Here is a 12071-nt window from a genome sequence, read left to right as displayed (position 1 = left end):
TGGAAATCGCCAGGGCCGGCGGCACCTGGATGAATCGGCTGAGCGATAGACTCTGTCAGTTGGTTGTTACCCGGTTTATCTCCGCCAGACTGGTCACCCCCAGGCGGGCCTTCTCAAGGCCGGAGGTACGCAAGGTACGCATGCCTTCCTTCTGGGCGATGGCGGCAATCTGCAGAGAGTTGGCCCCTTGCATGATCAATTTTGCGATGTTTTCAGACATTAGCATGATTTCGTAGATGCCGACCCGGCCCTTGTAGCCACCCGAGCACTCTTTGCAGCCAACCGGTTTGAACAGCCGCAAGCCAGCGGCCAGCTGCTGCTGGGTAAAACCCAGCTCAAGCAGCTCAGCCTCGGGTACCACTTCGGGGGCTTTGCAGTGATCGCACAATTTACGCGCCAGCCGCTGAGCCATGATCAGGGTGACCGAGGAGGCGATATTGAAGGCGGGGACCCCCATGTTCATCATCCGGGTCAGCGTTTCCGCCGCCGAGTTGGTGTGCAGGGTGGATAGCACCAGGTGACCTGTCTGGGCGGCCTTGATGGCAATTTCGGCTGTTTCCAGATCCCGGATTTCACCCACCATGACCACATCGGGGTCTTGGCGCAAGAAAGAGCGCAGGGCGCTCGCGAAGGTCAGCCCTGCCTTGGGATTGACCTGCACCTGATTGACGCCGGGCAGGTTGATCTCCACCGGATCTTCGGCGGTGGAGATATTGACCTCGGTGGTATTGAGAATATTGAGACCGGTATAGAGGGAAACCGTCTTGCCCGAACCGGTAGGGCCGGTCACCAGGATCATGCCCTGGGGCTTCGACAGAGCACGCAGATATTGCGCCTTCTGCCGATCGTCGAAACCGAGCTGCTCGATATTGAGACGTGCCGCGGAGGAGTCGAGCAGACGGATAACGATCTTTTCGCCCCACATGGTGGGCAGGGTATTGACCCGCATATCCATCGACTTGTTGCGCGACAGCTTCAGTTTGATGCGACCATCCTGGGGCAGTCGCCGCTCGGCGATATCGAGCCGTGCCATCACCTTGAGGCGAGCCGAGAAGCGGTTGGCCAGATTGACTGGTGGAGTCGCTATTTCATGCAAGATCCCGTCTATCCGAAAGCGGATGCGGTATTTGGTCTCATAGGGCTCGAAGTGAAGGTCGGAGGCTCCGCGCTTGATGGCATCCATCATGATTTTGTTGATGTATTTGACGATGGGGGCGTCGTCGTCGGCCGTATTGACGCTCTCGTCGAGCCGCGATCCCTCGTCAGACACTTCCAGTTCGGAGATCTCGGATTCGTCGATGTCCTCCATGCCGAGGGCATCCTGATCGCTCTCCATCAGCTTGCCGATGGCTGTGGTGAGTTTGTTCTCCTCTACCAGCAGCGCTTCGGTATGCAACCCGAAGCTGAAACCAAAATCCTCCAGTGCAGAGACATTGGTGGGATCCGACATGGCGATATAGAGGGTGTGCCCCTGGGTGTAAATGGGCAGGACATGATGTTTTTCAATCAGCTTCTGATTGAGGTATTTCTGCGGGATCTCGGCCAGGTCGAAGGCGGCAAGATCCAGCAGAGGTACCCCATACTCCAGCTCGCAGAAGTCCGCCAATGCTTTGCTGTCGAGGATTTCGTTTTCGATCAGAAAGGTCACAAAAGGTTTGCGCTGTGCCTTGGCTTGGCTCAGATAGCGTTGTGAGTCGGACTCACTGAGCAGGGAAGAGGCGGCCAGGCTTAACGCCAAGCCGCTATTGGGACTAGAAGTCATGTATTAGCAGATACCTGCAGCCGAACAAGTGCTACCACTCGCAGCATTTGTCCATATGACCCTTCCCCCATCATAGTTACCTTCGAGGATATAGGTTTCTTCACCTGAGGCAAAAGGAGGGACTTTGCCCATAGCAGTTATCTGCACAGCAGTTCCAGAGAGAGCGATATCAACTGACTGTACGTAGCTATTGGCAGATGCAGAGGCACTTACAGCAGCAGGAATTCCATTTGTACCTGCTGTCGCGCAATTGGTTAGTGCCCCATCTTTCTGTGCGCACACTTCAACTGCAGTTTTAAACGCTCCTGTTGCTGTAACTACTTCAGAGAACTTTGCTTTTTTTGTGTAGGTCTGATACGCCGGCAGCGCGATGGCGGCCAAGATGGCGACGATCGCGACCACGATCATCAATTCGATAAGGGTAAAGCCTGATTGTTTCTTCATTTCAAATATCCTTTTTGTCCTTGGTTCCTGGGAAGTGCCGGTGGAAAACTATCCACACGTCAGTATCTTATCCGAGCTGTTTGACTTGGCAACAGAGGCCGGGGTCTTTGTTAACAATCTTTCTGTCATTTGCGAAAATTTTGATATAAATCATGGATGAAGAGTCCCTATCGACTCTTTTTTACTGGCGGGGATGGGTCCATCTCACACTCCTTTGCCGAGGGATCCTGCCTTAAAGAAAAGGCGCCCGTGGCGCCTTTTGCAAGTCCTTCATCTTGTTATATGTCAGCGACAAGACGGGGGAATGATGATGCCTCTGCGGCTAGATGAATCGCATGGAGAGATCCAAGGCGCGGACATGCTTGGTCAGGGCGCCGACCGAGATAAAATCGACGCCGGTGGCGGCATAGTCAGCCAGGGTATCCAGCGTGACATTGCCAGATACCTCCAGCTTGGCCCGGCCCTGATTGAGGGCAACCGCCTCGCGCATCATGGGAATGTCGAAGTTATCCAGCATCACTATGTCGGCGCCGGCAGCCAAGGCCTGCTCCAGCTCGACCAGGGATTCGACTTCTACCTCTACCGGTTTACCCGGGTTGAGACGGCGCGCTTCACTGATTGCTTCAGCGATACCGCCACAGGCAATAATGTGGTTCTCCTTGATGAGGTAAGCGTCGAACAGGCCGATCCTGTGGTTCTTGCCACCGCCACAAGTGACAGCGTACTTCTGGGCGCTGCGCAGTCCCGGCAGGGTCTTGCGGGTATCGAGCAGCCGACAATCGGTATCTGCCAACTCGGCCACGTAGCGAGCGGTAAGAGAGGCCACTCCGGAGAGGGTCTGCACGAAGTTGAGGGCATTGCGCTCACCGGTCAGCAACACGCGGGCCGGGCCGTGCAGGCGAAACAGTTCCTGATTGGGGGAGAGCACTTCGCCATCTTGTACCAGCCATTCAACTCTGACTTCGCCACCAAGCTGGACAAACACCTCATCGACCCAGGGCTGGCCGCAAAATACACCAGCCTCGCGGGTGATGACCCTGGCGCTGGCGAGGCGATCCGCCGGGATCAACTGGGCCGTGATGTCGGCACCGGCATCCGGTTGATCCAAAGGGGTGAGGGCATCGCCCAAGTCTTCGAGTAGTGCGGCGCGCACGGCGCGGCGGATGTCCTGTTGTAGCATGCCTTTTATTCCTGCAAAGGTCTGAGCAGCAACTGCCGCTCCTTTTGAACCAGCTCCAGCCGGCCGAGGGCGTTCATGCCTACCAGCACCTCGTCGCCAGCCGCTGCCGGATTGATGAAGATAGCCAGATCGTACAAGGTCAGTGGTCCCATCGCCAGCGTTTCGATGGTGCCGTTGCCGACCCGGATAAAGCCGGCTGCCGTATTGACCTGGCTGCTGCCGCGGGCGGTCAGGCCAAGCCGCTCGGCGACCTGTTGTGGCACGGTAATGCGGGTTGCTCCTGTATCGAGCAGCAGTTGCACCGGCTGACCGTTGATGGCACCCTCCAGACGATAGTGGCCGCTGGCATCGGCCTTGAGCAGCAGGTCGCCGCTGGCGGTGACTGATGGTTGTTCGCGGGCATGAAAATAGAGGGTCAGCAATCCCATCAGGGAGAGCCAGGCCAGCAACCAGAAGCGGCGTGCCATCGGGTGCATATCCTTTCCTGAGTCGAGCGGAAGATGGCCCAGCCTACCACAGTTGCCCGTTGTCATGAGGCGACTGCGATGAGCCTGAGAGGTGGATCGCCTTGTTGCCCGTCCAGTGTTGCCAGATGCGCCATTCCATTGCAGAGCGAGTAGACAATGACTCAGCCAAAAATAGTATTTTCCATTGATTCAGACGGTTGGTGTGAGCAAGCCCGCAAGGTGCCATCACCGCACCACAACGAGCGGGCCACCCCGAGCGATATCTCCCTGCTGGTGGTGCATGGCATCAGCCTGCCGCCTGGCGAGTTTGGCGGTCCCTTCATCGATGATCTTTTCCTTGGGCGACTCGATCCCGACGCTCATCCCTATTTTGCCGGTATCCATCAGCTGCGGGTCTCGGCACACTGCCTGATCCGGCGCGACGGTGAGCTGGTGCAATATGTGCCGTTTGGTGCCAGAGCCTGGCATGCGGGGGTATCGAGCTGGCAGGGACGCGAGGCGTGCAACGACTTTTCCATCGGGATCGAGCTGGAAGGGACCGATGAGCAGCCCTACACGGATGCACAATACGAGGCATTGATCGGGCTCAGCCGAACCTTGTCTAGCCATTACCCCGCCATTACGGCGGATCGCATCGTCGGCCATTGCGACATAGCGCCGGGGCGCAAGACGGATCCGGGTGACAGTTTCGAATGGCCGCGTTACCGTCAGGCACTCAACTTTAAGTAATTATTCTAAAAATAAGTTTGTGTTTTTAAAACAATGGCTTGCCTTTATGGCAGGCCATTTTTACTGGCTGTTGATCAAATGTTGCCTGTGAGCGATGTCAAAAATATTGGTCTGACCAATTTCTATGAGCTAAATCATAAATCCCTCTCTTTACCCCTTAAGTGGCAAGGTTGATTCTTGATTCAGATCATCTTTTGGGTGGACTTTTCCCATGCCCTCTGCTAATTTTCGCCCCATTCATGAAATTGGTAATACCAATTTAACAAAGCAGCCTCATGCCCTATCTCAAGATTACTCAACCCAAGTTGGCCGACGCCATTGTCGCCGAGCTGGAACAGATGATTCTGGAAGGCAGTTTGCAGCCGGGCCAGAAGTTGCCGCCCGAGCGGGAACTGGCCATCCAGTTTCAGGTATCGCGCCCCTCGCTGCGCGAAGCCATCCAGCGCCTCGAGGCAAGAGGACTCTTGTATCGTCGTCAGGGCGGCGGCACTTACGTACAAAACGCCTTGAGCAAAGGGATCGCCGATCCCCTGTTCGAGCTGCTCAGCACTCACCCGGAAGCCCAGTATGACCTGCTGGAGTTTCGCCACGCACTGGAAGGCATCTGCGCCTACTATGCTGCGTTACGGGGTACTGACGCCGATTTCGAGCGCATCCGTCAGGTGCAGTCCGCCATCGAGGAGGCTGGCCAGCAAGGCTCGCTGGTCAGCGAATCCGCTGCCGTCACCCAGTTCTATCTGGCGGTGGCCGAGGCGTCCCACAACGTGGTGCTGCTGCATCTGCTGCGGGCCATGGGCCCCATGCTTGAGCAGAACATTTTACGCAATAACGAAATTCTGAATCGCCGTCCGGGAGTGGTCGCCAAGATCCGTCGCCATCGCGCGCATCTGATCGAGGCTATCCTGTCGGGGGCTCCGGAGCGGGCCAGGGCAGCTTGTCATGAGCACCTGGCCTTTATCGAGGACACCTTGTTGGATATGCAGAGGGAAGACAGCCGGATCCAGCGATCCATGCGTCGGATCCGTCAGCAGGAAAACTAATCCCACAAGGCTTTATTGTCGAATGCTTGCGCCCTTCGCCGTGCAATGCCGTGCAATCACAACAAAATAGGAACCAGCCATGTCTGATATCCTGAAGAACGATGTGGACCCGATAGAAACGCTGGAGTGGCTTGCCTCTCTGGAATCCCTGCTGCGTGAAGAGGGTCCCCAACGCGCTCAGTTCATCCTTGAACAGTTGGCCGAGAAAGCCCGCGCAAGCGGTGTGGACGTGGCTGCCAAGGCAAACCGCGATTACATCAACACCATCCCGTCCAGCGAAGAGCCGGACTACCCGGGCGACCTGGAGATGGAGCGCCGCATTCGCGCCATCATCCGCTGGAACGCCATGATGATCGTGCTGCGCGCCTCCAAGAAAGACCTGGACCTGGGTGGTCACATGTCTTCCTTCGCTTCTTCCGCGACCATCTACGAAGTCTGCTACAACCACTTCTTCCGCGCTCGCAGCGAGAAGGACGGTGGCGACCTGGTCTACTTCCAGGGTCACATCTCCCCGGGCATCTATGCTCGTGCCTTCGCCGAAGGTCGTCTGACCGAAGAGCAGCTGGACAACTTCCGTCAGGAAGTGGATGGCAAGGGTATCCCTTCCTACCCGCACCCGAAACTGATGCCGGACTTCTGGCAGTTCCCGACCGTCTCCATGGGTCTGGGCCCCATCGCCGCCATCTATCAGGCTCGCTTCCTGAAGTACCTGACCGACCGTGGCATCAAGGATTGCTCCGAGCAGACCGTTTACGCCTTCCTGGGTGACGGCGAGATGGACGAGCCGGAAGCCAAGGGCGCCCTGACCGTTGCCGTGCGTGAAAAGCTCGACAACCTGGTGTTCGTGGTCAACTGCAACCTGCAACGTCTGGATGGTCCGGTTGTCGGCAACGGCAAGGTCATCAACGAGCTGGAAGGCCTGTTCTCCGGCGCTGGCTGGGATGTCACCAAGGTTATCTGGGGTCGCAAATGGGATGAGCTGCTGAAGAAAGACACTTCCGGCAAGCTGATCCAGCTGATGAACGAGACCGTGGACGGTGACTACCAGACCATGAAGTCCCGCGATGGCGGCTACGTGCGTGAGCACTTCTTCAACCGTTACCCGGAAACCGCCGCGCTGGTCAAAGACATGACCGACGAGGAGATCTTCGCCCTGAACCGCGGTGGTCACGATCCTCGCAAACTGTTCGCCGCCTTCTCCAAGGCTGCAGCGACCAAGGGCAAGCCGACCGTGATCCTGGCCAAGACCATCAAGGGTTACGGCATGGGTGAAGCGGCCGAAGGCAAGAACATCGCTCACCAGGTCAAGAAGATGGATCTGGGCTCCGTGCGTCACCTGCGTGACCGTTTCAACCTGCCGGTCACCGACGAGCAGCTGGAAACCCTGCCGTATCTGAAGATCGAAGAGGGTACCGAAGAGCACAAATACCTGCACGCCCGCCGTGCCGCGCTGAAGGGCTATGTACCGACCCGTCTGCGCGAGAGCACCACCAAGCTGGAAATCCCGGCGCTGGATGCTTTCGGTCCGCTGCTGGGTGAACAGGCGCGCGAAATCTCCACCACCATGGCGTTCGTGCGTTCCCTGAACGTGATGCTGAAAGACAAGTCCATCGGCAAGCGCATCGTCCCGATCCTGGCTGACGAAGCTCGTACCTTCGGTATGGAAGGTCTGTTCCGCCAGATCGGTATCTACAGCCCGCACGGTCAGCAGTACACCCCGCAAGACCGCGATATCGTCTCCTACTACAAGGAAGACAAGCAGGGTCAGGTTCTGCAAGACGGCATCAACGAGCTGGGCGCCATGTCCTCCTGGCTGGCTGCTGCGACCTCTTACAGCACCAACGATTGCCCGATGATCCCGTTCTACATCTACTACTCCATGTTCGGCTTCCAGCGGATCGGCGACATGGCGTGGGCTGCCGGTGACCAGCAAGCCCGTGGCTTCCTGCTGGGTGCGACCTCCGGTCGTACTACCCTGAACGGCGAAGGTCTGCAGCACGAAGATGGTCACAGCCACATCCTGGCCAACACCATCCCGAACTGCGTCTCCTACGACCCGTCCTACGCCTATGAAGTAGCGGTGATCGTACAGGATGGTCTGCGTCGCATGTACGGTGAGAAGCCGGAGAACGTTTTCTACTACATCACCACCCTGAACGAGAACTACGCCATGCCGGCCATGCCGGAAGGCGCCGAGGAAGGCATCCGCAAGGGTATCTACAAGCTGGAAACCGTGGCCGGCACCAAGGCCAAGGTACAGCTGCTGGGTTGTGGCTCCATCCTGGGTCACGTGCGCACTGCCGCCCAGATCCTGGCCAGCGAGTACGGCATCGGCTCCGATGTGTTCAGCGTCACCTCCTTCAACGAGCTGGCTCGTGACGGTCAGGACGCGGATCGCTGGAACATGCTGCACCCGAACGCCGATGCTCGCGTACCGTACATCGCTCAGGTACTGGGTTCTGAAGCCATCATCGCCGCGACCGACTACATGAAGTCCTTCGCCGATCAGGTGCGTGCCTTCGTACCGACCGAGAACTACCGCGTGCTGGGTACCGACGGTTACGGCCGTTCCGACAGCCGTGCCAACCTGCGTCGTCACTTCGAAGTGAACGAATTCTACGTTGTGGTTGCTGCCCTGACCGAACTGGCCAAGCGCGGCGAGGTAGACAAGCAGGTTGTGGCCGACGCCATCGCCAAGTACGGCATCGATGCCGACAAGGTCAACCCGCTGTACGCGTAAGAGGATCAAGTGTCGTGCCGGGACTCGCTGCCCGGCACGACCTTGCAAAGGTTAACGCGAGAGACGCGTGACAGCAGTCGGTCACGCGGATGCACGCAAGAGGATAAAGCACAATGTCCAAACAGATTATGGTGCCGGATATCGGCGCCGATGAAGTTGAAGTCACCGAGATCATGGTGGCCGTGGGTGACAAGGTCGAGCTCGATCAGTCCATCATCGCGGTAGAAGGCGACAAGGCCTCCATGGAAGTACCGGCCCCGTCCGCCGGTATCGTCAAAGAGATCCTGATCAAGGTGGGTGACAAGGTTGCCACCGGTTCCCAGATCATGGTCTTCGAAGCCGAAGGTGCTGCCGCACCTGCGCCGGCTCAGGCCGCTGCACCGGTTGCAGCCGCCCCGGCCGCCGCTCCTGCTGCTGCCGCTCGCAAAGACGTGCACGTGCCGGACATCGGTGACGACGAAGTGGACGTGACCGAGATCATGGTTGCCGTGGGCGACATGGTTGAAGCCGACCAGTCCATCATCGCCGTGGAAGGTGACAAGGCCTCCATGGAAGTGCCGGCACCGTTCGCGGGCCGTGTGGTCGAGATCAAGGTCGCTGCTGGCGCCAAGGTCTCTACCGGTTCCCTGGTGATGGTCTTTGAAGTGGCTGGCGCCGCTCCTGCCGTTGCTGCCGCACCGGCCCAGGCTGCCGCTCCCGTGGCTGCTGCCCCGGTTGCCGCCGCTGCCAAAGAAGTCAATGTACCGGATATCGGTGGCGACGAAGTCGAAGTCACCGAGATCATGGTTGCCGTGGGTGACAAGGTTGAAGCCGACCAGTCCCTGATCGCCGTGGAAGGTGACAAGGCCTCCATGGAAGTGCCTGCGCCGTTCGCCGGTGTGGTCAAAGAGATCAAGGTGAAGGCGGGTGACAAGGTCTCCACCGGTTCCCTGATCATGGTATTCGAAGTGGCTGGTGCTGCTCCGGCCGCCGCAGTTGCCCCGGTTGCTCAGGCTGCCGCCCCGGTCGCTGCTGCCCCTGTTGCCGCAGCTCCGGCTCCGGTTGCCCAGGCTGCTGCTGCCTCTGACTTCGTTGCCAACGATGCCTACGTACACGCCTCGCCGGCCGTGCGCCGTCTGGCTCGTGAGTTCGGTGTCAACCTGGCCAAGGTTAAAGCCTCCGGTCGCAAGGGCCGCATCGTCAAAGAAGACGTGCAAGCCTACGTGAAGGATGCGGTCAAGCGCGCCGAGTCCGCTCCGGCTGCAGGTCAAGGCACTGGCAATGGCAACGGCAACGGCATGAGTGTGCTGGCGTGGCCGAAGGTCGATTTCAGCAAGTTCGGTGATGTGGAAGAGGTCGATCTGACCCGCATCCAGAAGATCTCCGGTCCGAACTTGCACCGCAACTGGGTCATGATCCCCCATGTCACCCAGTTCGACGAAGCCGATACCACCGAGCTGGAAGCGTTCCGCAAAGAGCAGAACGCGATGCTCGAGAAGCAGAAGGCTGACGTGAAGATCACCCCGCTGGTGTTCATCCTGAAAGCCGCCGCCAAGGCGCTGGAAGCTCACCCGCGCTTCTGCAGCTCCCTGTCCGAAGATGGCAGCAAGCTGATCATGAAGAAGTACATCCATATCGGTGTGGCGGTGGATACCCCCAACGGTCTGGTTGTGCCCGTGGTGCGTGACGTCAACAAGAAGGGCATCATGGAGCTGTCTCGTGATCTGGCCGAGATCTCCAAGAAGGCCCGTGCCGGCAAGCTGACCGCTGCCGACATGCAGGGCGGTTGCTTCACCATCTCCAGCCTGGGTGGCATCGGCGGTACCAGCTTTACCCCGATCGTCAACGCGCCGGAAGTGGCCATCCTGGGCGTCTCCAAGTCCGAGATGAAGCCGAAGTGGAACGGCAAAGAATTCGCGCCGCGCCTGATGCTGCCGCTGGCCCTGAGCTACGACCACCGCGTCATCGATGGTGCCGATGGAGCTCGCTTCATCACCACCATGAACGGCGTGCTGTCCGACGTTCGTCGACTGGTCCTGTAAGTGAGAGGGCGGGCCCAGAGCCTGCCCTTTTTACTTCTCATTTCGTTAACAGGATTGTAAACTTGCCCCGTTTTTTTCACGGCTGCAGCCGCCTCGTTCTGGTTTAAGACTGCGCTGTCCGGGGATATAAGAACGACAAAGAGGTCATGATGAGTAAAGAAATCAAAACCCAGGTCGTAGTACTGGGTGCTGGCCCTGCCGGTTATTCCGCTGCCTTCCGTGCAGCCGATCTGGGTCTGGATACTATTATCGTCGAGCGTTACTCCACCCTGGGTGGCGTCTGCCTGAACGTGGGTTGCATCCCGTCCAAGGCGCTGCTGCACGTCGCCAAAGTCATTGAAGAAGCCAAGGCGCTGGCCGAGCATGGCATCGTCTTCGGTGCCCCGCAGACCGACATCGACAAGATCCGTCTGTGGAAAGAGAAAGTCATCAACCAGCTGACCGGCGGACTGGCTGGCATGGCCAAGATGCGTAAAGTACAGGTTGTTAACGGCTTCGGTAAATTTACCGGCCCGAACACCTTGGAAGTGGAAGGTGCCGACGGCAAAACCACCGTGACCTTCGACAACGCCATCATCGCTGCCGGTTCCCGTCCGGTGAAGCTGCCGTTCATTCCGCATGACGATCCGCGCGTATGGGACTCTACCGATGCGCTGGAGCTGACTACCGTTCCTGGCAAGCTGCTGGTTATCGGTGGCGGCATCATCGGCCTGGAGATGGGTACCGTGTACTCCTCCCTGGGTTCCGAGATCGACGTGGTGGAATTTGCCGACCAGCTGGTACCGGCTGCCGACAAAGACATCGTCAAGATCTACACCAAGCGCGTGGCCAAGAAGTTCAACATCATGCTGGAGACCAAGGTCACCGCAGTTGAAGCCCGTGAAGACGGCCTGTACGTCTCCTACGAAGGCAAGCACGCCCCGGCCGAGCCGGTGCGTTACGACAACGTGCTGGTTGCCGTAGGTCGTGTGCCGAACGGCAAGATGCTGGATGCCGAGAAGGCCGGCGTTGCCGTGACCGAGCGCGGTTTCATCGAGGTGGACAAGCAGCTGCGTACCAACGTGGCGCACATCCACGCCATCGGTGACATCGTTGGTCAGCCGATGCTGGCTCACAAGGGTGTGCACGAAGGCCACGTGGCTGCCGAAGTCATCGCCGGCAAGAAGCACTACTTCGACCCGAAAGTGATCCCGTCCATCGCCTACACCGAGCCAGAGATGGCCTGGGTTGGTCTGACCGAGAAGGAAGCCAAGCAACAAGGGCTGAACTTCGAAGTGGCCACCTTCCCGTGGGCGGCTTCCGGTCGCGCCATCGCGTCCGACTGCTCCGACGGCATGACCAAGCTGATCTTCGACAAGGAGAGCGGCCGCGTCATCGGTGGTGCCATCGTCGGTACCAACGGTGGTGAACTGCTGGGTGAAATCGGTCTGGCCATCGAGATGGGTGCCGACGCCGAAGACATCGCGCTGACCATCCACGCTCACCCGACTCTGCACGAGTCCGTGGGCCTGGCAGCCGAAGTGTTCGAAGGCTCCATCACCGACCTGCCGAACGCCAAGGCCAAGAAGAAGAAGTGATTCGCTTCTGCCTGTAAAAAAGCCGCTCAATCGAGCGGCTTTTTTGTTTTTGTATATAGATGAGATTTGTTCGGGGCTGGTTGCTATGCTAGTGACTTCCATATCACTTGC

At 58.5% G+C, this 12071-nt stretch carries 9 protein-coding genes; 5 read left to right on the top strand and 4 right to left on the bottom strand.

Translation table 11 applies throughout. The features are described from left to right. Window positions 1-55 precede the first annotated feature (55 nt). The 4 genes from tapB to PG899_RS08825 all read right to left on the bottom strand — a co-directional run bounded on the left by tapB (window position 56) and on the right by PG899_RS08825 (window position 3862). Complete coding sequence (gene tapB, locus PG899_RS08840) at window positions 56-1762, bottom strand: PilB family type IVa pilus assembly ATPase TapB (protein ID WP_029302067.1); 1707 nt, start codon at window positions 1760-1762, stop codon at window positions 56-58. 3 nt (window positions 1763-1765) lie between these two features. Next, on the bottom strand, window positions 1766-2206 hold the full coding sequence (locus tag PG899_RS08835; protein ID WP_077095239.1) for a pilin: 441 nt from the start codon (window positions 2204-2206) through the stop codon (window positions 1766-1768). Window positions 2207-2528: 322 nt separating this feature from the next. Further along, the gene (gene nadC / locus PG899_RS08830; protein ID WP_077095238.1) at window positions 2529-3386 is read right to left on the bottom strand and encodes a carboxylating nicotinate-nucleotide diphosphorylase; all 858 of its coding nucleotides are present in this window, start codon (window positions 3384-3386) and stop codon (window positions 2529-2531) included. A gap of 5 nt (window positions 3387-3391) precedes the next feature. Beyond that, window positions 3392-3862 carry a retropepsin-like aspartic protease family protein gene (locus tag PG899_RS08825; RefSeq protein ID WP_024944772.1) on the bottom strand — a complete coding sequence of 157 codons (471 nt, stop codon included), beginning with the start codon at window positions 3860-3862 and terminating at the stop codon, window positions 3392-3394. Window positions 3863-4009: 147 nt separating this feature from the next. On the opposite strand from PG899_RS08825, the gene ampD reads away from it, so the two are divergent. The 5 genes from ampD to lpdA all read left to right on the top strand — a co-directional run bounded on the left by ampD (window position 4010) and on the right by lpdA (window position 11960). Further along, on the top strand, window positions 4010-4582 hold the full coding sequence (ampD, locus tag PG899_RS08820; protein WP_077095237.1) for a 1,6-anhydro-N-acetylmuramyl-L-alanine amidase AmpD: 573 nt from the start codon (window positions 4010-4012) through the stop codon (window positions 4580-4582). A gap of 275 nt (window positions 4583-4857) precedes the next feature. Then, complete coding sequence (pdhR, locus tag PG899_RS08815) at window positions 4858-5622, top strand: pyruvate dehydrogenase complex transcriptional repressor PdhR (protein WP_011707564.1); 765 nt, start codon at window positions 4858-4860, stop codon at window positions 5620-5622. 79 nt (window positions 5623-5701) lie between these two features. Next, window positions 5702-8362: a pyruvate dehydrogenase (acetyl-transferring), homodimeric type gene (gene aceE, locus PG899_RS08810; protein WP_077095236.1), complete on the top strand. Its 2661-nt coding sequence runs from the start codon at window positions 5702-5704 to the stop codon at window positions 8360-8362. 113 nt (window positions 8363-8475) lie between these two features. Continuing rightward, on the top strand, window positions 8476-10383 hold the full coding sequence (gene aceF / locus PG899_RS08805) for a pyruvate dehydrogenase complex dihydrolipoyllysine-residue acetyltransferase (RefSeq protein WP_077095235.1): 1908 nt from the start codon (window positions 8476-8478) through the stop codon (window positions 10381-10383). 149 nt (window positions 10384-10532) lie between these two features. After that, a complete protein-coding gene (gene lpdA / locus PG899_RS08800; RefSeq protein ID WP_017409445.1) occupies window positions 10533-11960 on the top strand; it encodes a dihydrolipoyl dehydrogenase in 1428 nt (475 codons plus the stop codon). Window positions 11961-12071 lie beyond the last annotated feature (111 nt).

Origin of the sequence: Aeromonas sp. QDB39, from assembly GCF_027707585.1 — a bacterium.
Lineage (GTDB): Bacteria > Pseudomonadota > Gammaproteobacteria > Enterobacterales > Aeromonadaceae > Aeromonas > Aeromonas hydrophila.
Note: the sequence above shows the minus strand (reverse complement) of the source record. Positions and strands in the feature narration are given on the sequence as shown.